Source organism: Kribbella sp. VKM Ac-2569 (assembly GCF_004216905.1).
In the GTDB taxonomy this organism is placed as follows: Bacteria; Actinomycetota; Actinomycetes; order Propionibacteriales; family Kribbellaceae; genus Kribbella.
In genome coordinates this window covers 302,591-326,909 of record NZ_SGXJ01000004.1, presented here as the reverse complement: position 1 = coordinate 326,909, position 24,319 = coordinate 302,591, and the positions used below count along the sequence as shown (strand labels likewise).

Sequence of the window (24,319 nt, the reverse complement as noted above, 5' to 3'; positions counted from 1 at the left end):
AGTTCTGCCTGCGCGGCGGTCCAGGTCACCAAAAACAAGCACGCTTGATTCTTTTTCCCGGGCGTGGGACGCTCGGCTGCACGAGCCCCTCGCGAGGGAGTGCAGCGTGCAACTGGACGAAGTGCTGGCGGACCTGTGGGCCGAGAGTGCGGAGCTGGATCGGTTGGTCGGTGGGTTGGCCGCCGGGGAGTGGTCGACGCCGACGCCGGCCGAGGGCTGGACGATCGCGCACCAGATCGCCCACCTGGCCTGGACCGACGAGGCGACGCAGCTGGCCGCGACCGATCCCGAGGCGTTCAAGGAGTCCCTCCAGACAGCGGCCGAGAGTCCGACGACGTACGTCGATGACGGCGCAGTGGAGACTGCCGCACTGCCGCCGGACCAGTTGCTGACGTACTGGCGGGAGACCCGGATCGAGGTCGCCGAGGCGCTGAAGAAGGTGCCGGCCGGCGAGAAGGTGCTGTGGTACGGACCGCCGATGAGCCCGACGTCGATGGCGACCGCGCGGCTGATGGAGACCTGGGCGCACGGGCAGGACGTGTTCGACGCTCTCGGCGTACAACGGCAGCCGAGCAACCGTCTGCGGCATGTCGCCCACCTCGCGGTCCGCACGCGCGACTTCGCGTACCTGCTCAACAACCGCAAGCCGCCCACCGAACCGTTCCGTGTCGAACTCACCGGCCCGGACGGCGACGTGTGGACCTGGGGTCCGGACGATGCCGCGCAGCGGGTGACTGCGCCGGCGGTCGACTTCTGTCTGCTCGCCACGCAACGCCGACACCGGGACGACCTGGCGGTGCGGGCCGAAGGCGCGGACGCCGAGGAGTGGCTGGGGATCATCCAGGCCTTCGCCGGCCTGCCCGGGAAGGGTCGTCAGGCAGGACAACATGACTGAGCCGATCCGCATCGGTAACGCGTCCGGCTTCTACGGGGACCGGTTCAGCGCAGTGCAGGAGATGCTGACCGGTGGGCCGCTCGACGTGCTGACCGGGGACTACCTGGCTGAGCTGACGATGCTGATCCTCGGTCGCGATCGCCTGAAGGACCCAGGACTGGGTTATGCGAGAACGTTCCTGAAGCAGCTCGAGACCGGCTTGGGTGAAGCGCTCGATCGGGGTGTGAAGATCGTCAGCAATGCGGGCGGGCTGAACCCGGCTGGTCTCGCGCAGGCGATCCAAGAGTTGGCCGACCGGCTCGGGTTGCATCCGAAGATCGCCTACGTCGAGGGTGATGATCTGCTCGGGCGCGCAAAGGAGCTCGGGCTGGGCGAGCCGCTGACGGCGAACGCCTACCTAGGCGCGTGGGGTATTGCGGAGGCGTTGCAAGCAGGCGCCGATGTGGTGGTGACCGGTCGGGTCACGGACGCCTCCGTGATCGTTGGGCCGGCCGCGGCGCATCACGGGTGGAAGCGGACGCAGTACGACGAACTTGCCGGGGCCGTCGTCGCCGGGCATGTGATCGAGTGCGGGTGCCAGGCGACCGGCGGGAACTACGCGTTCTTCACCGAGATCCGGGACTTCGGGCGCCCCGGGTTCCCGATCGCGGAGATCAACGCGGACGGCAGCAGCGTGATCACCAAGCACGACAACACCGGCGGCGCGGTCACGATCGACACGGTCAAGGCGCAGCTCCTGTACGAGATCACCGACGCCCGGTACGCCGGTCCGGACGTCACCACGCGCCTCGATTCGATCGAGCTGGACGACGACGGTCCCGACCGCGTCAAGATCTCCGGCGTCCGCGGTGAGGCCCCGCCGCCGACGTACAAGGTCTCGCTGAACAGCGTCGGCGGGTTCCGCAACGAGGTCGATTTCGTGCTCACCGGGCTGCAGCTGGAGCAGAAGGCCGAGCTGGTGCAGCGGCAACTCGAGCAGGCGTTGCCGAAGCGGCCGGCCGAGCTGAAGTGGACGCTGGCGTGGACCGAGAAGCCGAACGCCGAGTCCGAGGAGGAGGCGAGCGTCTTCCTCCGGTGCGCGGCGAAGGATCCCGATCCGAAGGTCGTCGGCCGCGCCTTCAGCAACACCGCGGTCGAGCTGGCGCTCGCGAGCTACCCCGGATTCCACGTCACCGCGCCGCCCGGCGACGGTTCGCCGTACGGCGTCTTCCGCGCTGGGTACGTCGACATCCACGAGGTGGAGCACGTCGTCGTACTGCCCGACGGGTCGCGGCAGATCATCGAACCTGCGCGGGAGACGCAACCGCTGCAGCCCGTCGACGACATCGAAGCGCCGATGCCGTTGCTGCAGCTCTCGAGCGGACCGCCGCGGACCCGCGAGGTCCCACTCGGCCGGATCGCCGGCGCCCGCTCGGGCGACAAGGGCGGCGACGCGAACGTCGGCGTGTGGGCACGCGACGAGAAGGCGTGGCGCTGGCTCGCGCACACGCTCACGGTCGAGCTCTTCGAGACGCTCCTCCCGGAGACGCAGCCGCTGATCGTCACGCGGTACCTGCTGCCGAACCTGTGGGCGATGAACTTCGTCGTCGAGGGCCTGCTGGGTGAGGGCGTCGCGGCGCAGGCACGGTTCGATCCGCAGGCGAAGGCGCTCGGCGAGTGGCTGCGGTCGCGGTACGTCGACGTACCGGAGGTGCTGCTGTGAGCGACTTCCGGGAGTCTGTACGGCGATTCATGGCGGCTGAGGTGTTGCCACATCTGGATCAGTGGGAGCGGGACGGCGAGCTGCCGCGGGAGCTGCACAAGAAGGCGGGCGCCCTGGGGTTGCTGGGCGTCGGATTCCCTGAGGCGGTCGGTGGTGGGGGTGGGTCGTTGCTCGACGCGCTCGGCGCAGTTGAGGAAATGCATTACGCGGGCGGGTCCGGCGGGCTGGTCGCGTCACTGCTGACCTGCGGCATCGCCCTTCCACACATCATTGCTGGTGGCAACGAGCAGCACATCGAGCGGTGGGTTCGCCCGACCCTGGACGGTGAGTTGATCGGCGCGCTGGCGATCACGGAGCCTGGTGGTGGGTCCGATGTGGCGTCGATCCGTACGACGGCGCGTCGCGAGGGTGACGTGTTTGTCGTGAACGGCGCGAAGACCTACATCACGTCAGGTTGTCGCGCGGACTTCGTGACGACAGCGGTTCGTACTGGTGAGGCCAGGGCGCACGGGATCAGCTTGCTGGTGATCGAGCGCGGTACGCCGGGGTTCGCGGTGTCGCGGAAGCTGGAGAAGATGGGGTGGCTCTGCTCGGACACGGCTGAGCTGTCGTTCACCGACGTACGGGTTCCGGCCGAGAATCTGGTGGGGGCTCAGGACTCCGGTTTTGTGCAGCTCGCGGTCAACTTCGTGGCCGAGCGGCTGACGTTGGCGGTGCAGGCGTACGCCGGTGCGCAGCGGGCGCTCGACCTGACTGTCGAGTGGTGCCGTCAGCGGGACACGTTCGGGCGGCCGTTGATTTCGCGGCAGGTGGTGCAGCACACGCTGACCGAGATGGCGCGGCGGATCTCCGTGGCGCGGGTCTATGTGCACGATGTGGCGCGGCGGGCTGAGGCGGGCGAGGACGTGATCGCCGAGACGTGTTTCGCCAAGAACACCGCGGTCGAGGCCGGGCAGTGGGTGTGCGATCAGGCGCTGCAGTTGCACGGCGGTCTCGGGTACATGCGGGAGGCCGAGGTGGAACGCCAGTACCGCGACCAGAGGATCCTCGCCATCGGCGGCGGCACCACCGAGATCCTGACCGGCCTCGCCTCCAAACGACTGGGGTTCACTGCATGAGGAACCGTTCGGCGATGTTGGAGAAGCTGGCCGCGCTCGATGCTGAACACGCCAAGGCGCTGGCGGGTGGTGGTCCCAAGTACGTTGAGAGGCATCACAAGCGCGGCAAGTTGCTGGTGCGCGAGCGGATCGAACTGTTGCTCGACCCGGACTCGTACTTCCTCGAACTGTCGCCGCTGGCCGGCTGGGGTTCGGACTTCACCGTCGGCGCCAGCCTGGTGACGGGGATTGGTGTGGTCGAGGGCGTCGAGTGCCTGATCACCGCGAACGACCCCACGGTCAAGGGCGGCGCCAGCAATCCGTGGACCTTGAAGAAGGCGTTGCGGGCCGACGAGATCGCCCGGTCGAACCGGCTGCCGGTGATCAGCCTGGTCGAGTCCGGCGGTGCGGACCTGCCGACGCAGAAGGAGATCTTCATCCCCGGCGGGGCGATGTTCCGGAACCTGACCCGGCTGTCGGCCGAAGGGATCCCGACGATCGCGCTGGTGTTCGGCAACTCGACGGCGGGCGGCGCGTACATCCCGGGCATGAGCGACTACGTGGTGATGGTCGACGGCGGCGCGAAGGTGTTCCTGGCCGGGCCGCCGCTGGTGAAGATGGCGACCGGTGAGGACGCGGACGACGAATCGCTCGGCGGCGCGTCGATGCACGCGCGCAAGTCCGGTCTGGCCGACTACTTCGCGGTCGATGAGCCGGACGCGATCCGGCTCGGGCGGCAGATCGTGTCGCGGCTGAACTGGCGCAAACAGGGTCCGGCCCCCAAGCCGACGTACGACGAACCGCTGCTTGATGCGGATGACCTGCTGGACATCGTGCCGGGGGACCTGAAGATCCCGTTCGATCCGCGGGACGTGGTCGCTCGCGTGGTGGACGGGTCGATGTTCGACGAGTTCAAGCCGCTGTACGGGTCGTCGCTGGCGACCGGGTGGGCGTCGGTGCACGGGTATCCGGTGGGGATCCTCGCGAACGCGCGCGGGGTGCTGTTCAGCGAGGAGTCGCAGAAGGCGGCGCAGTTCATCCAGCTGGCGAACCGTGCCAACACGCCGCTGATCTTTCTGCACAACACGACCGGGTACATGGTCGGGCAGGAGTACGAGCAGGGCGGGATCATCAAGCACGGCGCCCAGATGATCAACGCGGTCTCCAACTCTCGCGTGCCGCACCTCTCGATCCTGATGGGGGCGTCGTACGGCGCCGGGCACTACGGGATGTGCGGGCGGGCGTTCGATCCGCGATTCCTGTTCGCGTGGCCGTCGGCGAAATCGGCGGTGATGGGTCCGCAGCAGTTGGCCGGCGTACTGTCGATCGTCGCGCGGGCGGCGGCCGACGCGAAGGGGCAGCCGTACGACGAGCAGGCCGACCAGCAGATGCGTGCGTACGTCGAGGGGCAGATCGAGGCGGAATCGCTGCCGATGTTCCTGTCCGGCCGCCTGTACGACGACGGCGTGATCGATCCCCGCGACACCCGGACCGTCCTCGGCATCTGCCTGTCCGCCATCCACTCCGCCCCCGTCGAAGGTACGTCGTCCTTCGGCGTCTTCAGGATGTGACTCGAATGATCTCTTCCGTACTGGTCGCGAACCGGGGCGAGATCGCGCGCCGGGTCTTCCGGACTGCTCGTGCGCTCGGCCTGTCCACGGTCGCGGTCTACTCGACGGCCGATGCGCGGATGCCGTTCGTGGACGAGGCGGACGCCGCCGTACATCTGCCCGGGAACACCCCGGGAGACACGTATCTGCGTACCGAGTTGATCGTCGACGCGGCCCGGCGGGCGGGCGCGGACGCCGTACATCCGGGATACGGGTTCCTGTCCGAGAACGCTGCGTTCGCGCAGGCGGTGATCGACGCGGGGCTGACGTGGATCGGGCCGCCCGTCGATGCGATCTCGTCGATGGGGTCGAAGATCGAGGCGAAGAAGCTGATGGCGGCGGCCGGGGTGCCGGTCCTCGCCGAGCTGACTCCGGCCGAGGTGTCGGCGTCCGATCTCCCCGTGCTGGTAAAGGCGTCGGCGGGCGGTGGCGGGCGTGGGATGCGGGTGGTGTCGCGGCTGGAAGATCTTGCCGCCGAGATCGACGCGGCGTCGGCGGAGGCGTTGTCGGCGTTCGGCGACGGGACCGTGTTCTGTGAGCGGTACCTGGCGACCGGGCGGCATATCGAGGTGCAGGTGATGGCCGACCAGCACGGCACGATCTGGGCGGTCGGCGAACGCGAGTGCTCGATCCAGCGCCGCCATCAGAAGGTGGTCGAGGAGGCCCCGTCGCCCCTCGTCGAACGGATCCCGTCGATGCGGGCGGAACTGTTCGACGCGGCACGGAAGGCGGCCGCGGCGATCAACTACGTGGGCGCCGGGACGGTCGAGTTCCTCGCGGACGAGACCGGCAACTTCTACTTTCTCGAGATGAATACGCGTCTCCAGGTGGAGCACCCGGTGACGGAGGAGACGACGGGCCTGGACCTGGTCGAGCTGCAGTTCGCCGTTGCCGCGGGCGAGCGGCTGCCGGTGGATCCGCCTCCGACAGTTGGGCATGCGATCGAGGTGCGGCTGTACGCCGAGGATCCGCTAGCCGACTGGCGTCCGCAAACCGGTACGCTCGCGCGCTTCCGGGTGGTTTCCGGAACATATTCGTCAGCTGGTGGCGGGAATGTTCCGGAAATCCGGGTGGACTCTGGCGTTGAGGACGGCTCGGAGGTTTCGCCGTACTACGACCCGATGCTGGCGAAGGTCATCGCCTACGGCCCCGATCGCACCGCGGTCGCGCGACGACTCGCCGGCGTCCTGGACCGCGCAACGATCCACGGGGTCGGGACGAACCGCGAGTTACTGGCGTGGATCCTCCGGCACCCGGCGTTCCTCGCGGGCGACACCGACACCGCGTTCTTCGACAAGCACGGGGTGGGGCCGGGGACCGATGACGCGATGGTGCGGGTGTCGGCGTTGGCTGCTGCGTTGGCGGATGCGGCCGGGCGAGCTGCTCCGGTGCGGGTGCCGAGCGGGTGGCGAAACTTGGCGTCGCAGCCGCAACGCAAGAGCTATCGCGTGGGCGAGGTGGTGCACGAGGTTGCCTACCGACACACCCGTGACGGCTTGGTTGTCGACGGCAACATCACGCTCCTGGACAGCAGCCCGGAGCGGGTGGTGCTGGAGGTCGACGGCGTACGGCGGTCCTTCGACGTGGCGGCGTACGACGGGATCACGTGTGTGGACTCGTCACTCGGCAGTGTCGCGTTGCACCCGGTGGAACGGTTCGTGGATCCCGCCGATCAGGTCGCCGCCGGGTCGTTGGTGGCGCCAATGCCGGGAACCGTGATCCGGGTCGGCGTCGCGGTCGGGGACGTGGTGAAACAAGGACAGCCGCTGCTGTGGCTGGAGGCGATGAAGATGGAGCACACGATCGCCGCCCCGGCTGACGGGGTCGTCGGTGAGTTGAAGGTGCATGCAGGTCAACAGGTCGAGGTCGGCGCCGTACTGGCCGTGGTTGGGGAGGATGCATGAACGAGCGCAGCGAGTTCATCAGAAAGCACAGCGTGATTCGTGCCTCATCGGCGCCCGGAGCGAAGCGAGGACGCCGATGAGCTTCACCGAGTCCGAAGAGCGCGGGGAGCTGCGGAAAGTCGTCGGCGAGCTCGGCAAGAAGTTTGGCTACGAGTGGTTCAACCGGCAGGCTCGTACTGGCGGTCACACCACCGAGCTGTGGCTGGAGGCGGGCAAGCTCGGGTTCCTCGGCGTGAACCTCCCCGAGCAGTACGGCGGCGGAGGCGGTGGCATGGCCGATCTGTCGATCGTCCTCGAGGAACTCGGCTCGGCGGGCTGCCCGTTGCTGATGATGGTCGTGTCCCCGTCGATCTGCGGCACGGTGATCTCCCGTTTCGGCACCGACGAGCAGAAGCAGCACTGGCTCCCGGGTCTCGCCGACGGTACGACGATCATGGCGTTCGCGATCACCGAACCCGACGCCGGCTCGAACTCGCACCAGATCACCACCACGGCCCGCCGTACCGATGACGGCTGGTCGCTGACCGGGCGCAAGGTGTTCATCTCGGGACTCGACGTCGCGAAGGCGATCCTGGTCGTCGGACGCACCGAGGACGCACGGACCGGGAAGCTCAAGCCGGCGCTCTTCATTGTGCCGGTCGACGCGCCGGGCGTGGAGTTCCGGCAGATCGAGATGGACCTGATCAGCCCGGACAAGCAGTACGCGTTGTTCCTGGACGACGTACAGCTGCCGCGTGAAGCGCTCGTCGGGTCCGAGGACGCGGCGCTGATGCAGTTGTTCGCCGGCCTCAACCCGGAGCGGATCATGGCGTCCGCGTTCGCGATCGGCATCGCACGGCACGCGTTGGACAAGGCAACGGCGTACGTCAAGGAGCGGCAGGTCTGGAAGGCTCCGATCGGCACGCATCAAGGTCTCGCGCACCCGCTCGCGCAGATCAAGATCGAGCTCGAACTGGCCCGCCTGATGATGCAGAAGGCGGCGGCGCTGTACGACGCGGGCGAGGATCTCGCGGCGGGTGAGGCAGCCAACATGGCGAAGTACGCGGCGGGTGAGGTCGCCGTCCGCGCCACCGACCAGGCGGTGCAATCGCTCGGCGGGAACGGCATGACGGTCGAGTACGGCGTGGCTTCGCTCGTCGCCGCGGCCCGGGCGACCCGGATCGCGCCGGTCAGCCGGGAGATGATCCTGAACTTCGTTGCACAGCACAGCCTCGGACTGCCTAAGTCGTACTAGAAGGAGTGGGGCAATGATCATCACCAGTGAGTTCCCGCCTGTCGAGGTGCTCGACGTACCGATCCACGACGCCGTCCTCGGCAGAGCCCAGGAGTACGGCGACCGGCCGGCGATGGTCGACGGTGTCACCGGCAAAGAGCTGAGTTACGCCCAGCTGGACCACCTGACCCGGCGGGTCGCGGCCGGTCTGGCCGAGCTCGGTGTCCGGCACGGCGACGTGATCGCGATCTACAGCCCGAACACGATCCTGTACCCCGTGGTGTTCTACGGCGCCACCCGCGCCGGCGCGACCGTGACCACGGTGAACGCGCTCTACACCGCGGACGAGCTGCACAAGCAGTTGATCGACTCGAAGGCGAAGTTGCTGGTGACGATTTCGCTCTTCCTGCCGGTCGCGACCGCGGCGATCGAGGGCACCGGGGTCGAGCAGATCTTCGTCTGCGACCAGGCCGAGGGGTACCGCTCGGTGCAAGAGCTGTTCGCGTCCACGGGTCCGGAGCCGGTGGTGACGATCGATCCGGCGGTGGACGTCGCGGTGCTTCCCTACTCGAGTGGGACGACCGGCGCGGCGAAGGGCGTGATGCTGACGCACCGGAACATCGCGACGAACATCTCCCAGGCGGAGGTGATGATCCGGCTCGGCGAGGAGGAGCGGATCATCGCGATCCTGCCGTTCTTCCACATCTACGGGCTGTCGGTGTTGATGAACCTGCCGCTGCGACTCGGCGCGACGGTCGTGGTCCTGCCGAAGTTCGACCTGCAGCAGTTCCTGACCACGCTGGACGAGCAGCGGATCACGCGGGCCTTTGTCGCGCCGCCCGTCGTACTGGCGTTGGCGAAACATCCGGCCGTCGACGGGGTGGACCTGTCGCGGCTCAAGTATGTGACGTCGGCCGCGGCGCCGCTCGATGGGGAGCTGGCCGAGGCGTGTGCGAAGCGGCTCGGGTTGCACGCCGTACTGCAGGCCTACGGGATGACGGAGTTGTCGCCGGGTACGCACGCCGTACCGCAGGACGACCAGGATCCGCCGCCGGGTGCGGTCGGGAAGCTGTTCCCGTCGACCGAGATGCGGCTGGTCGGGGCCGACGGCAACGACGCGGACGAGGGCGAGATCTGGATCCGTGGGCCACAGGTGATGAAGGGGTACCTCGGGCGGCAGGCGGAGACGGACGCGACGATCGACGCGGACGGCTGGCTGCACACCGGCGACATCGGCCGGGTTGACGCGCGCGGCTACCTGTACGTCGTGGACCGGGTGAAGGAGCTGATCAAGTACCACGGGTACCAGGTGCCGCCCGCGGAACTGGAGGCCGTGCTGCTCACCGACGACCGGATCGCGGACGCGGCGGTCATCGGGGTCAATGCGGACGGCAACGAAGTGCCGAAGGCGTTCGTGGTGCCGATGCCGGGCGTCACGCTGACGTCGGAGGATGTGATGGAGTACGTCGCCGCGCGGGTGGCGCCGTACAAGAAGATCCGGCAGGTGGAGTTCATCGATGCCGTACCGAAGGCTGCGTCCGGGAAGATCCTGCGGCGGGAGTTGCGGGCGCGTGAGGCCAAGCGTGAGTGAAGTTCTGAAAGCACCTCAGCAGGACCGGTCGCGGGCGACGCGGCAGCGGTTGCTGGAGGCCTCGGTCGAGTCGTTGGCCGAGGTCGGGTACGCCGCGACGACGGTGTCGGTCGTCGCGGCGCGGGCCGGGGTGTCGCGGGGTGCGGCGCAGCATCACTTCCCGACGCGGGCGGACCTGTTCGCGGCGGCGGTCGAGTACATGACCGAGGTGCGGTTGGCGGAGATCCGCGCGCAGGCTGCTGCGTTGCCGAGCGGGGCTGGGCGCACTGAGGCGATCGTGGGGATGCTGGCGGACGTTTACACGGGGCCGCTGTTCCGGGCTGCCCTGCACCTGTGGGTTGCTGCTTCGACCGAGGAGGCGCTGCGGCAGCAGATCGTTCGGCTGGAGTCACATGTGGGTCGGCAGGCGCATCGGGCGCTGCTGGAGGTGCTGGACATCAGTGAGCGGACTCCTGGGGTGCGGGAGACCGTGCAAGGGGTGCTGGATATGGCGCGGGGTCTTGGGTTGGCCGACCTGTTGACGGACGACAGTGCACGCCGGCGCGGCGTCGTGCGCCAGTGGAGCCGAATCCTCGATCAGGCCCTGCGTGAGCCGGGTGTGTGACCGAAGGCGCGCCGAAACGTGTCAATAAACGCACTGGTCGACGCCCAGCCGCATGCGTGCGCTACCCGAGTCACAGAATCCCCCTCCGCGAGCAACCGCAACGCCTCATGCAATCTGAGCTGAGTCCGCCACTGCGGAAACGTCATCCCGAGCTCGACCTTGAACAGCCGACTCAGCGTCCGCTCACTCGCGCCGACCGCTCGCCCCAACTCCGTCAGCGTTCTGGTGTCCGCAGGATCCTCCCGCAACACGTCACAGGCCGCCGCGAGCCTGGCGTCACGTGGTGTGGGCAGATAGGTGGGCCGCTGAGGTGAGCGCCGCAACTGGTCCAGTAGCACTGCACGCAGGCGCTGCGTCTCATCGGGCTGGTTCTCTGCAGGCTCTGTGTACGTGAGGATCAGCTCTCGGAGGAGGGGGCTGACTACCAGGGCTGACGGGGCGTCCAGTTCTAGTGGGTTCTCTTGGAGCCCCACCGTGTGAAGGGTTGTCTCGCCGTACGCACGGTGTTGGTGGAGGGTGCCGGCTGGGATCCAGATGGCTCTGGTGGCGGGGGCTACCCAGCTGCCGGCGTCGGTGGTGACGGAGAGGACGCCGCGGCCGGCGTACACGATCTGGTTCCGGTCGTGCCAGTGCGGCTCGATGCCGCCGCCGGCCTGGATCGGCTGGTGGCCGGTGGTCGCGGGACGTTGGCGGGTTTCCGGCATCAATTGGCATTTTATCGGAAGCCGGACAACCGCCCCGGCCGTGACGATCGAGTGGTGCGGAGACTTCGACCGATCGGACTGATGGCCACCGGCCACGCGTGCGTGGACATCTACCAGGGCTGCGTGCCGGCGCTCGTACCGTTCCTGGTCGCCGAGCGCGGCCTCGGGTACGTCGCGGTGTCGGGCATCACGCTGGCCGCAACTCTGCTCTCCTCGGTCGTCCAGCCCGTGTTCGGCGTACTGACCGATCGCCGTCCGCTCACCTGGCTGATCCCGGTCGCGATGACCACCGCCGGTCTCGGCATCGCCCTCATCGGCGTCGGCCAGACCTACTGGCTCATGTGGTTGGCGGCCGCGCTGTCCGGGCTCGGTGTCGCGGCGTACCACCCAGAGGCCGCCCGGATGGCCCGCGTCGTGAGCGGTGGCAGCCACGTCGGGATGAGCTGGTTCTCGGTCGGCGGGAACGTCGGGTTCGCGCTGGCGCCGGTCCTGGTCACACCGATCATCGCCGCGGGCGGGTTGTCGCTGACGCCGCTGCTCGTCGTACCCGCGCTGGTCGGCGCCGCGATCACCACGTGGGCCGTCCGCTCACGTGCAGCCGTCGCAATCACCCGCAGCGGCGGTGAAGGGACGGACGACTGGCCGTCGTTCCTGCGGTTGTCGCTGATCATGATCTGCCGGTCGATCGTGTTCGTCGGCCTCGGCACCTTCATCGCGCTGTACGCCGGCGAGCGGGTCGGCGGCGGTACGACGACCGGCGGGATCGCGCTGTTCGTCCTCTTCGCCGCGGGCGCACTCGGCACGCTCCTCGGCGGCCGCCTCGCCACCCGCTACGGACGGGTCCGCACGCTTCGGACGTCGTACGCCGTCGCCGTACCCGCGATCGCCTGCCTGGTGTTCGTACCCGGGCCAGCGTTCTTCGGCTTCCTCGCCGCGACCGCGATCGCGATGTCGATCCCGTTCTCGCTGCACGTGACACTCGGCCAGGACTTCCTCCCCGGCCGCGTCGGCACCGCAGGCGGCATGACCCTCGGCCTAGCGGTCAGCATCGGCGGCGTGGCGACGCCGGTCCTCGGCACGATCGCCGAGCACACCTCATTGCGCCTGGCTCTCAGCACACTGATCGCACTCGTCCTGTGCAGCAGCCTGATCGGCTACGCCCTGAACGAACCGGCTTGAACTGAGGCTGAGCGCGATTGGTTGCGGGTACCGGGAGATACAGCGGAAGCGCCGCGGGATGCGGCTGAAGTAGCTGACAGCACACCGTCGGTACAGGCGGTCTTGTCAGGGAGTGACCATGATGCGTCGGCGAGGCGCGGTCCACGGGGACCCCAGAGTCATCGAGGTCGGACTGGACGAGTTGTTGCAGGCCGGCTACGAGCGTACGGAGCAGGATCCCGACCCGGACAGCGATGGGGACGATGCCGATCGGGGCGTCGACGAGTGGCGAGCGGACGAGTCGGGCGTGTCGTTCGGCGTCGCCTTCTTCGGCTGGTTGGTTGCCGGCGGCATCGTCGTACTGCTGCTGGCGTCGGTCGGTGCCGTCGGCACCGTGATCGGCTGGGACAGGCTTGCCGGCTGGGCGGACAGTGAGTGGCTCGCTGTCAGCGCTTGGATCGTCATCGTTGTAGCGCTGGGAATCGGTGCGTTCTCGGGCGGCTACGCCGGCGGACGGATGGTGCCGGCGCATGGTGGACGGCAAGGCCTGGACGTGTGGCTGCTCAGTTGGGGCGCCACCGCCGTGATCGTCGGTCTCGGGTACGTCGCTGTCCACGAATACGACGTCGTCGCGAGGATCGACTGGACGTCCCTACCGATCGCCGAGACCGATCGTACGGCGGCGGCGCTGGTCGGACTCGTCGCGATTGTGCTCGTCACGTTGGTGAGCGCGGTGGTGGGCGGTGCCGTCGGCAGCCACTGTTCCGCGCGGTTGAGTCGGATCAACCAGCAGCACCAAGCTATGCCCTGAACGAGCCGGCTTGAGTGCGGGCTGCGCGTTCTGTGATGCGGCGGTCGACCTTTGCCGCGAGTTCGTCCGGTGTGCACTCGGCCAGGTGGTCGCGGACGAGGAGGTGGATGAACGAGTACTGCGCACGCCCGGTGCGGGCGAGTACGTGGCGGTCGGCGGCGTACTGCAGGAAGGCTCGGCGGTGCCACGGTAGGTACCCGGTCCAGCGGAGTAGCGAGTCGTGCAGCAGCCGGGACAGCGGTCCGGCCAGGACAGGTGGACGACGACGCCACGCCTTTGCTGCGACTGTGCCAACCACGATGCCGGCGACCGCCTCCAGTTGCGGCGACGCCAGGTCGGCTCCAAGGACCAGTGCGACCAGGAACGCGGCAACAGCCCCACCAGCGACCCACGGGTCCATCCGCCACCCCTTGTCGGCTGTGGTGGGGAGGTGGTCGGTCGGCAGCGACTTCACCATCCGGATTGCCTGAGCAACCAGGAGGCCGATCGCCACCCCACAGGCGAAGGCAGTGGTGTCGCCGAGGCTCAGGGTGATCCAGCTCGCCACCACAACCACAGCCAGCCGTACGCCGAGGAGCAGCCGCCGCCGGTTGTCGTGGAACACGAGCAGTTCGACTCCGTAGGCTCCAGCGATCACAACGGCCTCGACAAGGAGCGCGGGCTTGGCGGTGAGCAGCTCGACCAGTCCGAGCGCGGCAACAGTCACAGCGACAGTTATCGCCGTACCTGCGAACAAGATGAGGGCGAAGAGCGGTACGCGATCCTGACCGCTTCCTTCGCGCTTCTGCCACGGGTGCGGCAGGAGATGGACGAGTAGCAGCGCAGCGCCCGCCACAGCCAGTCCGGCGAGTACGCCGTACTGCGCGAGCATCACCAGCGTCACGCCGGCAGTCAGTGCTGCGAACAGTGCGGGCAGGCACACCGCGTGCGTCAGGTAGTCCACCTCCGGCAGCGACAACCCGTACCACCCGTCAGGCACCATCCACCGCGGTACGGCGGTCCGGTCACCGGCACGGCGTCGAGTCCACCAGGCCAGACACCACAGGCGCCGTACGGCGGTCTTCGCGTCGTACTGTCTCGCGGTCTGGCGGTTTCGGGCGAGGACCTCGCAGATGTAGGTGTCGAAGAGCTCCCGGCGTAGGTCCGCGACGCCACGGGCGTTCACGTCCTCCGGTGCTCGACCCTGGTACGCCAGGACCATCACGTTGAGCATCAGCGGCGAGTTGACCAGCTCCCAGAGCGCGTCGTCCTGCTCGATCGCAGCGCGCGCACCGTCGAGTGCCGGTCCGACAGTGGTGAAGTAGTCGAGGACCTGTTCTCTCGTGAGCGGTCTGATGTGCACAGCGCCGAACAGCCTCAGCTTGTGGGGGAGGCGTTCGTAGTCGTTCGTTCGGCACGTGACTGCGAGCTGCCCGATCCGGTAGTTGCGGCGGAGCTCCTCCAGGACCGGTGCGAGCTTTCCACGGTTCGGTTCGGCGATCTCGTCCAGTCCGTCGAGCAGAACTGCCAGCTCGCCGTTGCTCAACCAGGTGCGTCCGACAGCGGGCGGGATGCCGTAGCGGTCGTCCAGCTCGTACAGCAGCCAGCGGACGAAGCCCGCGACCAGTGGGCTGTCAGCAGGGTCGTCGTCGTTCTGGTACGACGACTGTGCGGTCCAGCCGGCCAAGTCGACCACGACAGGGATGGGCTGGTCCTTGTTGGCATGTGCTTGCTTGGCGAGGTTCCGGGCGAGGTCGAGGAGCAGCGTGGTCTTGCCGGCACCAGGTGCGCCGAGGATCAGCATCGAGTCCTGGAGCTCGTCGAAGACACCTGCGATGTCCGCCTCGTTCGGGACGCGCCGCGGTGCGCTGTCGAGCGGCTGGACGACCAGGTCGTACGGGCGGACCACGACGCCGGGGTGCTCGTCGAGGGCCAGGGCGACGCGGGTGCGCGCCGCGAGTGAGCCGGCACGACGTTCGGAGAAGTACCGGTCGATGCGGGCGAGGGCGTTGGGGCGGTTGCGCGGCTGGTCGGCACCGCGGTTGGAGATGATCGGCAGGCGGCGGTCGCGGACCTCGAACAGTGCGGTCAGGACCGCGACGACCCAGAGCACCCCGATCGCCGGCCAGACCCAGCCGACGTACGGCGCGAGAAAGGCCGGTGCGGTGCCGCCGGTGCCGACGTTGATCGCGATCGGCAGCAGCACCAGTGCGAGCGAGACAGTCACCACGAGCACGACACCACGCAGTACGGCCCGCATCCTCACCCCTCGGAGCGTAACCGCCCGTGAGCCCACCGTCCCGGCCGGGCGCGTCGCACCTCCGCCCAGCCTTGCACTCGACCGTCCTGCCTCGTCGTACACAGGGACGTCCAGTGGGCGGGCTACGAGTGGGGAACAGTTGTCGGTTCACATACATTGGTTGGTGATATGACTACGGAACGGATCGACCGGACGGGCGTGGGGCTTCGGTCGGAGCGGGGCCCGATTCTGCTCGCGGTGATGCTGAGCGTCGGGCTGGTCGCGATCGACGCGACGATCCTCGCCACCGCCGTACCGTCCGTCGTCGCCGACCTCGGCGGATTCACCCAGTTCCCCTGGCTGTTCTCGATCTACCTGCTCGCGCAGGCCGTGTCGGTGCCGATCTACGGCAAGCTCGCGGACCAGCGAGGGCGGAAGCCGATCATGCTGCTCGGCGTCGGGCTGTTCCTGCTCGGGTCGGTGCTGTGCGGGTTCGCCTGGAGCATGCCCGCGCTGATCGCGTTCCGGCTGATCCAGGGACTCGGCGCCGGCGCGATCCAGCCGATCGGGATGACGATCGTCGGCGACATCTACACGGTCGCGGAGCGGGCCAAGGTGCAGGGCTACATCGCCAGCGTCTGGGGTATCTCGTCGTTCGTCGGACCGACGCTCGGCGGCGTGTTCTCGGACTTCATCTCCTGGCGGTGGATCTTCTTCGTGAACATCCCGCTCGGGATGGCGGCCGCCTGGGTGCTGGTCCGCCGGTTCGACGAGAAGGTGGCGGAGAAGACCAGCCACCGGATCGACTACGCCGGCGCGATCCTGCTCGCGGTCGGCGGTTCGCTACTGCTGCTCGGGTTGCTCGAGGGCGGCGTGATGTGGGCCTGGGACTCACCGACGAGCATCGTGATCCTGGCCGCGGCCGTCGTACTGCTGATCGCGTTCGTGCTGGTCGAGCGGCGCGCGGCCGAGCCGATCCTGCCGCTGTGGGTGCTCGGCCATCGGGTGCTGAACTCGGCGAACTCGGCCGCGTTGCTGATCGGGTTGCTGATGATCGGGCTGTCGACGTACGTGCCGCTGTTCGCCCAGAGCGTCCTCGGTACGTCGGCCCTCGTCGCCGGGTTCACGCTCGCCGCGATGACGCTGGGCTGGCCGATCGCGGCGTCGCTCGCCGGGCGGATCTACCTGCGCGTGGGCTTCCGTACGACGATGTCGATGGGCGCACTGATCGTCGTACTCGGAGCTGGTGTGCTGCTCACGGTCAGCGCCACGAGCGCCGTACTGCACCTCGCCGCGGCCTGCTTCATCATCGGCATCGGGCTCGGCTTCTCCGCGTCACCGTCGGTCGTGGCGGCGCAGTCGTCCGTCGAATGGCAGACGCGCGGTGTGGTGACCGGGGCGAACATGTTCGCCCGCTCGGTCGGCAGCGCGGTCGGTGTCGCGGTCTTCGGCGCGGTGGCGAACGGCGTTGTCGCAGCTCGGCTGGGAGACGACCACGCGGACCTGGAGAAGGTGCCGGCCGGGATCCTGGCCCCCGCCATCCACGACGTCTACTACGGCGCCGCCGCGGCCGCACTCCTCCTCGTCGTAGCCGTCCTCTTCATGCCCAACCGCATCACCGAACACCCGGTCCGCTAGCTCATCAGCGCCAGCAGTTCGTCGCGACCGCTGACACCACGGGTTAGGTTGGCGGCATGCGTGCGGTCGACTGTGTTGGTGCATTGATCCGGGACGAGCAGCATCGCGTTTATCTGCAGCGGCGTACGGCGGACCGGCGGTTGTTGCCGGGGATCTGGGACATCGTCGGTGGGCATCTGGAGGCGGGGGAGACACCTGAGGAGGCGCTGGCGCGGGAGGTCGAGGAGGAGACCGGCTGGAAGGTCCGCGACATCGTCAGGACCGTCGCGGACTGGGAATGGGAGTGGGAGGGCCGGGTACGGCGGGAGGTCGACTACCTCGTCACCGTCGATGGAGACCTGACCCGGCCGCGCCTCGAGGTCGGAAAGCACGACGCGTCCGCGTGGGCCGGACCGGGCGACCTGGACCTGCTGATGGTGAACCGGACCGACGGCGACCGCCGGCTGCGGGACCTGGTGGCACATGTGGTCCGGACGCGATTCACGGACCGCCTCCGGTTGGAGCCGATCACTGGTCCGAACGGCGTCCTGCCCGGACATTCGGCGGACCTGGTGCGGATGTACGCGGACCCGTGGGTGGCCCGGTGGTACGACGGGTCGTGGTCACCTGAGGAAGCAGCAGCGCGAGCCGTCGAACAGCAGGCGAGCTGGGACCGCGACTCGGTGGGCAAGTGGATCGCGTACGAGCGGGAGAGCGGCGAGCTGGCCGGGCGGGGCGGAATGTCCCGGATCCCCGCCGGTACGCCGACTGCCGAGGCCATCGCCGCACTGGTGGGACCCGAGTGGACAGGCCTTGAACTCGGCTGGGCCCTCGTCGAGTCCGCCCGCGGCCGCGGCCTTGCCACGGAAATCGGCCGCGCCGGCCTGGACTACGCCTTCACCACCCTGAACGCCTCATCCGTGATCGCCTTGACGGAACAGGTCAACACCGCATCCCAAGCCGTGATGATGCGCCTCGGAATGCAATACGCCGGCGAGATCCGCGCAGAGGGCTGGGCCGCTGGCGAACCCGACGTACAGCCGGACGCCCCGTTCGCGGTCTACGTCGAGGTCCGGACCTGAAGCGGACATCTAGCGGTCCAGGGCGGTCACGAAGCGGGTCAGGAGGTTGGCGAAGGTTGCGCGTTCTTCGGGAGTCCAGTCCGCCATCGCGGTCGTGAAACGGGCTTGGCGGTAGACGTGGACTGCTTCTAGCTGGGATCTGCCTGCGGGCGTGAGGGCCAGGTTGGTGCGGCGGCCGTCTGCCTGGTCGGCTTCGCGGCGGAGGAGGCCTGCAGCGACTGCGGTGGCGACCAGCTTGCTGGCGCGGGGCTGGTCTACGCCCAGGGCGGTGGCAATGCCGTTGACGCCGACGGGGTTGGGCTCGGCTGCCTCGATGGCGTCCAGGACCTCCTGGACCGGGTCGGGTCCGCCGGACTGGACGGCGAAGGTACGGCGGGTTTGCCGGCGGCGGATCGCGATCATCGCGGCCTCGACCTCGGCGACCGGGTCGGTCTTGTCCATGCCTGGCTCCAACTATATGCTCATTGACATGTATATGTCAGATGACAACAAGCCTATCGGCTGGTGGCTGAAGGAGGTCGACCGCCTGCTCGAGGAGTCGTTCGAGCGGGTCCTCGCCGACGACGGGCTCACCCGGCGCCAGTGGCAGGCACTCAACGCCGCGGCCGGACCCAGCCCGATCGCCGAGGCGCTGGCCCCGTTCCTGTCCGGCGCGGAAGAGCTCGCTGCCGTGACCGGGCCGCTGGTTGAGCGTGGCTGGCTGACGGGCGAGACACTCACGGCGGACGGTGAGCGCGCGCTGCAGGCGCTGAGCACGAAGGTTCAGGCGCAGCGGCGGCGGGTCACTGCCGGGGTCTCGGACTCGGAGTACCTGGCGACGGTCGGCGTGCTCCGCCGGATGGCCGCCAACCTGGCGTGAAAGGCTCCGAGTGTGACCGCCCAGGCGCGGCGGTCACACTCGGAGCCGGCCACCTCAAGGGGGAGGTTCCCGGTGAGGTGTCGGGAGCCTCCGGTGTCCTACCGCCCAGGACACTCGGCCCTGCCTGGCCCGAGGTGTCGGCCAGGAGGTGGGTTGGAACGGCTGGGCGGCGGCGATACAGGGAACTCAGCCGCCAAGCCCAGCCGGGTCGGGAGGGCGGTGCGGTCCGGAGCTGAGGAGTGCTCCGGACCGCACCTCGGTTTCGTCCGGAACTGAGGAGTGCTCCGGACCTTTCCAAGCGCCGACCCTGAACGTGAGGAGACTCCAGGGTCAGCAGACCGGGTCTGAGGAGGACCCGGAAATCTGCGGTCTTTCAGTCGTTCGAGTCGAGCGGGCCGAGCAGGTCGTTGGTGACCTTGAGACCGGCGAAACGGCGCCGCATCGCCTGCTCGTAGCGGGCCGCCAAGGGCGCCTCCGCGACGTACTGCGCGATCACGTGCTCGCCGAACCAGACCCGGACTCGGCGCCGGTGCTGTCTCGACGTCATTTCCGCGATGGTCACAACCTCTCACCCCGTAACTCTCAGGCCTTGCAACCAGTTGGACTTACTGGTTGTCATGGCAGTAATGGTGCACGAGCCCAACGTGACCGCTCTAGGACCTGGACCGGACCTTTGCCGGACCTCTTCCGGTCCTCTCGCGGACATCTGGGGGACAGCACCTTGTCGTGGGGCACAAGTCGAGACAACGTCTGACTGACGTGAACGGGAGGAACGATGGCGAGTAGGTATGCGCCAAAGACGGTCCTGGCGCACCTGATCCAGCGCCGGAACCAGACCTACTCCGAGATCGTCGCCGAGTTCGTCGAGCTGGGTGGAACCATCACCGAGCGGCACCTGCGTCGCCTCGCATCGGGCGAGCGCGCAGGGACCACTCCTCAGACCCGGCGCACCCTGCAACGTCTGTTCGGCAAGCCGGTCGAGGAACTCCTCGCGCCGTACGTGCCGGAACAGGCCGCCCAGGTGGTGCCGGCACCTGCCGCGAGTGGACGGATCACGACAGGTAATGAGATGGAGGTTCTCGACATGGCTGCCAGCCGCGCGAGGGCATTTGCCCTCGCGGCCCAGTCCGGTCTCGGAAGCGAGGCCATGGAACAGGTGTACGACGACGTACGCCACGCCGCCCAGGCGTACCCGCAGCGTCCACTGCCGGAGATCCTCGGCCAGCTGGTCGAGACGCAGGACCTGGTGTTCGGTCTGCTGGAGAGCCGCCAGCGCCCGGACCACCACCGCCAGCTGTACTTCCTGGCCGGTGTCACCGGCGGTCTGCTCGCCAAGGCTTCCCACGACCTCGGCAACCCGCACGCCGCGCTGACCCAGGCGCGGACCGCGTTCATGTGCGCCGACAACGCCGACCACCACGGCCTGCGCGCCTGGGTGCGCGGCCTGCAGTCCCTGGTCTCCTACTGGGCCGGCAACCCGCACGACTCGGTGCGGTACGCGCAGCTCGGCGCCGGGTACGCCGAGCAGGCCAACAGCACCACCAGCGTCTGGCTCCCGGTCAGCGAGGCCCGCGCCTGGGCCGCGCTCGGTAACCCGGAGGCCACCCGGGCCGCCTTGGAGCGCGCCGAAGAGGCGTGGAACTCGGTCCACAACGACGACCTCGACGACATGGGCGGCCTGTGCACGTTCGGCCGCAACCGTCAGCTGTACTACGCCGCCGACGCGCTCGCTCAGCTTCCCGGTGAGGTCGAGCAGGCCCAGCGGTACTCGAGCCAGGCCGTCGACGCGTACACCGACCAGAACCACCCGGAGTGGGCCTTCGGCGACGCGGCCGGCAGCCACGCCGCGATGGCGATCACCCGGATCGCGAGCGGTGAGCTGGACGGCGCGGCGGACGCGCTGGCCCCGGTGCTGACGCTGCCGACCGAGCGCCGGATCAACGGCGTGGTGCACTCGGCCCGCCGGGTTCACCAGGCATTGCGGCAGTCCGGTCGCGCCGACGACGCGCGCGAGCTCCAGGAGGAGATCGAGACCTTCACCCGGACTCCGATGCAGACCTACCCCCGGTAGCCTGCGCGGATGGAGGCACTCAGCGGACGGCTGACTGTACTGCGGGAATTCCGGACAACGGACCTCGACGACTACCTGGCCATCGCCGGTGACGACCGCGTCACCACCTGGATGGCGTTCGACAGCTACGACCGCGCCAAGGCCGAGCAGAGCCTGGCCGCCATCGTGGCGCGGACCACGCAGGAGAACCGTCCCGACTACATGCTCGCCGTGACCCGGCCGGACGACGATCGCGTGATCGGGTTCGGCCGGATCGCGCCGAGCGGGTCGTGGACCGCCAAGCTCGGCTACGCGATCAGCGCGGACCAGTGGGGCCACGGGTACGCCACGGACGCGGCCCGGGTGCTGCTGGGCTTCGCTTTCGGCGCCCTCGGCCGGCACCGGGTCACGGCCGCGATCGGCCCCGAGAACGAGGCGTCGATCGCGGTCGTCAAGCGCCTCGGCTTCACCTACGAGGGCCACCTCCGCGACCACGTCTTCACCAACGGAGCCTGGCGCGACTCCCTCCTCTACTCCCTCCTCGAACCCGAACATTCACCCAGGAGCCACCCGGAGCCTTGACCTGGTTTGTCAGGACCAGCAAGGTTGCGCGTCATGACGCAACAGGTGCCGGAGTGGGCAGACCCGAAGATTCCGGATCGGGAGCTGGATCCGCAGGGGGTGTCGCGGCGGACCCTGATGCGCGGGGCCGGGCTGCTCGGGGCAGGGTTCGCGGCGGCCGCTGTGACGACCCAGGAGGCGGCTGCGAGTACGGCGTACTCGGAGAGCGATCCTGAGCTCGTCTATCTGGTGGGGGACCATCACGTCCACAGCAGGTACAGCCACGACGCGAAGTACGACTTCAGCCAGCTCGCGCAGCGTGGTGCGCAGTACGGGCTGGACTGGATGGCGTTCACCGAGCACAGCAACTTCGGGCATGCCGACAAGGGTGCGGCGGCCGAGAACGCCGAGGTCCTGAAGGCTCGTGCGGAGAACCCGCGGATGCTGATCTTCCAGGGGCTCGAGTGGTACATCCCCGCCGCCGAGCACGGCACTGTCCTCGTTGCGCCCGGCGCCAACAACGTCTCGTTGCTCCAGCAGTTCGAGCGCGAGTACGACGGCAAGCTGACGGGCCGCTCTGCGGATACACCGGACAACGAACTGCACGCAGTCAAGGCCCTGCAGTGGCTGGCCGCGCAGAAGCAGGCGAAGTACGTCGACGACGTACTGGTGCTCGCCAACCACCCTATGCGCCTCGGCATCGACGCGCCGCACGAGCTGCGCGCCTGGCGGGACAGCGGTGTCTGCATCGGGATGGAAGGCGCACCTGGTTCGCAGGGCGACGCCGACCCGGCGTGGGTCGCGTACCGCGGGTCGACGCGTGCACAGCGCGGTGAGTACGCCAACGCACCAGGCACCGGCAGCTACGTCGGCTACCCGGCTGACGCGTACCGGACGTACGGCGGCTTCGACTGGGCGACCGCGACTGTCGGTGGGCTGTGGGACAGCATGCTCGCCGAGGGCCGGCTGTTCTCGATCACCTCCAACAGCGACAACCACCGGACCATCTGGGACACCTGGAAGGACGGGGAGTTCCCGGCGGGGCAGAACTTCGACAGCCTCGGCTGGAAGCCGTCGCCGACGGACTCCGGCGTACCGCAGCCGGGCAGCGACTTCTGGCCCGGTCAGTTCAGCAGGACCCACGTCGGCGTCACCAGGTACGGCTACCTCGAGGTCATGGCCGCTCTGCGGGCCGGCCGCGTCTGGGTGGACCATGGGCAGCTTGTGGACGGTATCGACGTACGACTCGCACCTGTGGGCTCACGGCAACGCGGTGCGACGCTGGGCGGGCGGTTGCGCGTCCAGAAGTCGCAGGGGCTCGAACTGCGCGTCACCGTGACCAGTGCGTCCCGGCCGAACTACCACGGCCTGTTGCCGAAGCTGGAGCATGTGGACGTCATCCGCGGTGTGGTGACCGGTCCGAGCGTGGACCGGGACAGCTGGAAGGCTCCTGACACCAGAGTGGTCGAGCAGGTCGACGTGCGGCGGAAGTCGGGGACCTATGAGGTCCGCATCCCGCTGGGACGTGCGGAGCGGTCGCACTACATACGGGTGCGCGGCAGCGACGGGAGGCGGAACGGGCCCGGGTACCTGGGCAGCCGCATCGACCCGGCCGGCCCGATTCAGCACCCGGACAACGACGGCGACCCGTGGCTCGATACCTGGCTCTACACCAACCCGATCTTCGTCGACGTGGTCCAGTAGTTGCGTCGTGGGGACACTGGTCGTATGGCTGCCCAGTTGAGCCCGTTGCGCGACGGGCTCGCGCGGATGATTTTGACGAAGGTTGCGGGGCCGGATCCGCAGGCTGAGCGTGGGCGAGTGCATGACACCCCCGGTCCGCGCTGGTTCGCACCGGAGAGCCCGATCCGGCGGGTGCATGGGGACGCGTCGATGTTCGCCGGGGGGCTGCGGGCGTTGCTGCTGCAGTCGTTGCACCCGCTGGCGATGGCTGCCGTGGCGGCGCACTCCGGGTACCGGGGCGATCCGTGGGGACGTCTGCGGCGTACCAGCTACTTCCTGGCGATCACGACGTACGGCGCGATCCCGGACGCCGAGGAGGCGATCGCACGCGTCAGGTCCGTGCACGAGCGTGTGCGCGGGACCAGCCCGGACGGGGTGAAGTACCGGGCGTCGGACCCGCACCTGCTCAAGTGGGTGCACCTGGCCGAGGTGGACAGCTTCCTCACCGCACACCAGCGGTACGGCGCGCATCCGCTCACCGCGGCGGAGCAGGACCAGTACGTCGAGGATGCGGCGCTCGTGGCGGGCAAACTCGGGGTGATCGACCCGCCGACCACGGTGGCCGAGCTGCACCAGCTGCTGAAGGAGTACCAGCCCGAGCTACGCGGTACGACGGAAGCTCGCCAGGCGGCCCGCTTCATGCTGGTGCACCCGCCTGTGCCGTGGGCCGTGCGACCCGCGTACGGCGTACTGACGGCTGCTGCGGTCGGGCTGCTCCCGTGGTGGACCAGACTGCCGCTGCGGCTCCCGTACCTCCCGCTGGCCGAGCAGACCGTCGTACGGGCAGCAGGCGACGGACTCACCAGAACGATCCGCTGGGCCCTCGCCTCACCAACACTGGCAGAAACCGGCGCGGAGGCATGACCGTCCTCTAAGTTGTTCTCGTGCCGCTGCGTCCTC

The 24,319-nt window shown here is 68.6% G+C and carries 21 protein-coding genes; 17 read left to right on the top strand and 4 right to left on the bottom strand.

Translation table 11 applies throughout. The features are described from left to right. Window positions 1-106: 106 nt before the first annotated feature. The 8 genes from EV649_RS28050 to EV649_RS28015 all read left to right on the top strand — a co-directional run bounded on the left by EV649_RS28050 (window position 107) and on the right by EV649_RS28015 (window position 10,616). Complete coding sequence (locus EV649_RS28050; RefSeq protein ID WP_130386602.1) at window positions 107-895, top strand: TIGR03084 family metal-binding protein; 789 nt, start codon at window positions 107-109, stop codon at window positions 893-895. Continuing rightward, window positions 888-2,597: an acyclic terpene utilization AtuA family protein gene (locus EV649_RS28045; protein ID WP_130386601.1), complete on the top strand. Its 1,710-nt coding sequence runs from the start codon at window positions 888-890 to the stop codon at window positions 2,595-2,597. The genes EV649_RS28050 and EV649_RS28045 overlap by 8 nt, the downstream gene beginning before the upstream one ends. After that, window positions 2,594-3,715: an acyl-CoA dehydrogenase family protein gene (locus EV649_RS28040; protein WP_130386600.1), complete on the top strand. Its 1,122-nt coding sequence runs from the start codon at window positions 2,594-2,596 to the stop codon at window positions 3,713-3,715. The genes EV649_RS28045 and EV649_RS28040 overlap by 4 nt, the downstream gene beginning before the upstream one ends. Then, window positions 3,712-5,265, top strand: coding sequence for a carboxyl transferase domain-containing protein (locus tag EV649_RS28035; RefSeq protein WP_130386599.1), 1,554 nt, complete (start codon window positions 3,712-3,714; stop codon window positions 5,263-5,265). The genes EV649_RS28040 and EV649_RS28035 overlap by 4 nt, the downstream gene beginning before the upstream one ends. A 5-nt stretch (window positions 5,266-5,270) precedes the next feature. Then, window positions 5,271-7,208 (top strand): biotin carboxylase N-terminal domain-containing protein, encoded by a 1,938-nt coding sequence (locus EV649_RS28030; protein ID WP_130386598.1) that lies wholly within the window; start codon window positions 5,271-5,273, stop codon window positions 7,206-7,208. A gap of 76 nt (window positions 7,209-7,284) precedes the next feature. After that, complete coding sequence (locus tag EV649_RS28025; RefSeq protein ID WP_130386597.1) at window positions 7,285-8,442, top strand: acyl-CoA dehydrogenase family protein; 1,158 nt, start codon at window positions 7,285-7,287, stop codon at window positions 8,440-8,442. 13 nt (window positions 8,443-8,455) lie between these two features. Next, the gene (locus EV649_RS28020; RefSeq protein WP_130386596.1) at window positions 8,456-10,012 is read left to right on the top strand and encodes an AMP-binding protein; all 1,557 of its coding nucleotides are present in this window, start codon (window positions 8,456-8,458) and stop codon (window positions 10,010-10,012) included. Then, window positions 10,005-10,616: a TetR/AcrR family transcriptional regulator gene (locus EV649_RS28015; RefSeq protein WP_198682740.1), complete on the top strand. Its 612-nt coding sequence runs from the start codon at window positions 10,005-10,007 to the stop codon at window positions 10,614-10,616. The genes EV649_RS28020 and EV649_RS28015 overlap by 8 nt, the downstream gene beginning before the upstream one ends. Here the strand turns inward: EV649_RS28015 and EV649_RS28010 are convergent. Then, window positions 10,589-11,320 (bottom strand): helix-turn-helix transcriptional regulator, encoded by a 732-nt coding sequence (locus tag EV649_RS28010; protein ID WP_130386595.1) that lies wholly within the window; start codon window positions 11,318-11,320, stop codon window positions 10,589-10,591. The genes EV649_RS28015 and EV649_RS28010 overlap by 28 nt on opposite strands. A gap of 54 nt (window positions 11,321-11,374) precedes the next feature. Between EV649_RS28010 and EV649_RS28005 the strand changes: the two genes are divergently transcribed. Continuing rightward, window positions 11,375-12,499, top strand: coding sequence for an MFS transporter (locus EV649_RS28005; RefSeq protein WP_241998752.1), 1,125 nt, complete (start codon window positions 11,375-11,377; stop codon window positions 12,497-12,499). A 118-nt stretch (window positions 12,500-12,617) separates the two neighbouring features. Then, window positions 12,618-13,289, top strand: coding sequence for a hypothetical protein (locus EV649_RS28000; protein WP_130386594.1), 672 nt, complete (start codon window positions 12,618-12,620; stop codon window positions 13,287-13,289). Here the strand turns inward: EV649_RS28000 and EV649_RS27995 are convergent. Further along, complete coding sequence (locus EV649_RS27995) at window positions 13,279-15,528, bottom strand: NACHT domain-containing protein (protein WP_130387164.1); 2,250 nt, start codon at window positions 15,526-15,528, stop codon at window positions 13,279-13,281. The two genes, EV649_RS28000 and EV649_RS27995, sit on opposite strands and share 11 nt — an antisense overlap. Window positions 15,529-15,696: 168 nt before the next feature. Here EV649_RS27995 and EV649_RS27990 point away from each other — a divergent pair, with 168 nt between their 5' ends. Together EV649_RS27990 and EV649_RS27985 are read left to right on the top strand one after the other, a co-directional pair. Then, window positions 15,697-17,145 (top strand): MDR family MFS transporter, encoded by a 1,449-nt coding sequence (locus EV649_RS27990; RefSeq protein WP_130386593.1) that lies wholly within the window; start codon window positions 15,697-15,699, stop codon window positions 17,143-17,145. A gap of 56 nt (window positions 17,146-17,201) precedes the next feature. After that, on the top strand, window positions 17,202-18,206 hold the full coding sequence (locus EV649_RS27985) for a GNAT family N-acetyltransferase (protein WP_130386592.1): 1,005 nt from the start codon (window positions 17,202-17,204) through the stop codon (window positions 18,204-18,206). A 9-nt stretch (window positions 18,207-18,215) separates the two neighbouring features. Here EV649_RS27985 and EV649_RS27980 read toward each other — a convergent pair whose 3' ends face one another. Next, on the bottom strand, window positions 18,216-18,647 hold the full coding sequence (locus EV649_RS27980) for a MarR family winged helix-turn-helix transcriptional regulator (RefSeq protein WP_130386591.1): 432 nt from the start codon (window positions 18,645-18,647) through the stop codon (window positions 18,216-18,218). Window positions 18,648-18,675: 28 nt separating this feature from the next. On the opposite strand from EV649_RS27980, the gene EV649_RS27975 reads away from it, so the two are divergent. Next, entirely contained in the window at window positions 18,676-19,065 is a 390-nt protein-coding gene (locus EV649_RS27975; protein WP_198682739.1) for a MarR family transcriptional regulator, read from the top strand. Between the two features lie 373 nt (window positions 19,066-19,438). Here EV649_RS27975 and EV649_RS41250 read toward each other — a convergent pair whose 3' ends face one another. Then, window positions 19,439-19,612 (bottom strand): hypothetical protein, encoded by a 174-nt coding sequence (locus EV649_RS41250; protein WP_166679921.1) that lies wholly within the window; start codon window positions 19,610-19,612, stop codon window positions 19,439-19,441. A gap of 228 nt (window positions 19,613-19,840) precedes the next feature. Between EV649_RS41250 and EV649_RS27970 the strand changes: the two genes are divergently transcribed. The 4 genes from EV649_RS27970 to EV649_RS27955 are packed head-to-tail and all read left to right on the top strand — an operon-like array spanning window position 19,841 to window position 24,283. After that, window positions 19,841-21,136, top strand: a complete 1,296-nt coding sequence (locus EV649_RS27970) for an XRE family transcriptional regulator (RefSeq protein ID WP_130386590.1) — start codon at window positions 19,841-19,843, stop codon at window positions 21,134-21,136. A 9-nt stretch (window positions 21,137-21,145) separates the two neighbouring features. Further along, a complete protein-coding gene (locus tag EV649_RS27965) occupies window positions 21,146-21,697 on the top strand; it encodes a GNAT family protein (protein ID WP_130386589.1) in 552 nt (183 codons plus the stop codon). 33 nt (window positions 21,698-21,730) lie between these two features. After that, a complete protein-coding gene (locus EV649_RS27960) occupies window positions 21,731-23,380 on the top strand; it encodes a PHP domain-containing protein (RefSeq protein WP_130386588.1) in 1,650 nt (549 codons plus the stop codon). Between the two features lie 24 nt (window positions 23,381-23,404). Beyond that, a complete protein-coding gene (locus tag EV649_RS27955; protein WP_130386587.1) occupies window positions 23,405-24,283 on the top strand; it encodes an oxygenase MpaB family protein in 879 nt (292 codons plus the stop codon). Window positions 24,284-24,319 lie beyond the last annotated feature (36 nt).

What these genes read in the sequence shown, in the direction of transcription:
- EV649_RS28045 (WP_130386601.1), top strand. Translation starts at nt 888, where the DNA reads ATGACTGAGCCGATCCGCATCGGTAACGCGTCCGGCTTCTACGGGGAC.
- EV649_RS28035 (WP_130386599.1), top strand. Translation starts at nt 3,712, where the DNA reads ATGAGGAACCGTTCGGCGATGTTGGAGAAGCTGGCCGCGCTCGATGCT.
- EV649_RS28030 (WP_130386598.1), top strand. Translation starts at nt 5,271, where the DNA reads ATGATCTCTTCCGTACTGGTCGCGAACCGGGGCGAGATCGCGCGCCGG.
- EV649_RS28025 (WP_130386597.1), top strand. Translation starts at nt 7,285, where the DNA reads ATGAGCTTCACCGAGTCCGAAGAGCGCGGGGAGCTGCGGAAAGTCGTC.
- EV649_RS28020 (WP_130386596.1), top strand. Translation starts at nt 8,456, where the DNA reads ATGATCATCACCAGTGAGTTCCCGCCTGTCGAGGTGCTCGACGTACCG.
- EV649_RS28010 (WP_130386595.1), bottom strand. Translation starts at nt 11,320, where the DNA reads ATGCCGGAAACCCGCCAACGTCCCGCGACCACCGGCCACCAGCCGATC.
- EV649_RS28000 (WP_130386594.1), top strand. Translation starts at nt 12,618, where the DNA reads ATGATGCGTCGGCGAGGCGCGGTCCACGGGGACCCCAGAGTCATCGAG.
- EV649_RS27995 (WP_130387164.1), bottom strand. Translation starts at nt 15,528, where the DNA reads ATGCGGGCCGTACTGCGTGGTGTCGTGCTCGTGGTGACTGTCTCGCTC.
- EV649_RS27990 (WP_130386593.1), top strand. Translation starts at nt 15,697, where the DNA reads ATGACTACGGAACGGATCGACCGGACGGGCGTGGGGCTTCGGTCGGAG.
- EV649_RS27985 (WP_130386592.1), top strand. Translation starts at nt 17,202, where the DNA reads ATGCGTGCGGTCGACTGTGTTGGTGCATTGATCCGGGACGAGCAGCAT.
- EV649_RS27980 (WP_130386591.1), bottom strand. Translation starts at nt 18,647, where the DNA reads ATGGACAAGACCGACCCGGTCGCCGAGGTCGAGGCCGCGATGATCGCG.
- EV649_RS27975 (WP_198682739.1), top strand. Translation starts at nt 18,676, where the DNA reads ATGTATATGTCAGATGACAACAAGCCTATCGGCTGGTGGCTGAAGGAG.
- EV649_RS41250 (WP_166679921.1), bottom strand. Translation starts at nt 19,612, where the DNA reads ATGACGTCGAGACAGCACCGGCGCCGAGTCCGGGTCTGGTTCGGCGAG.
- EV649_RS27970 (WP_130386590.1), top strand. Translation starts at nt 19,841, where the DNA reads ATGGCGAGTAGGTATGCGCCAAAGACGGTCCTGGCGCACCTGATCCAG.
- EV649_RS27965 (WP_130386589.1), top strand. Translation starts at nt 21,146, where the DNA reads ATGGAGGCACTCAGCGGACGGCTGACTGTACTGCGGGAATTCCGGACA.
- EV649_RS27960 (WP_130386588.1), top strand. Translation starts at nt 21,731, where the DNA reads ATGACGCAACAGGTGCCGGAGTGGGCAGACCCGAAGATTCCGGATCGG.
- EV649_RS27955 (WP_130386587.1), top strand. Translation starts at nt 23,405, where the DNA reads ATGGCTGCCCAGTTGAGCCCGTTGCGCGACGGGCTCGCGCGGATGATT.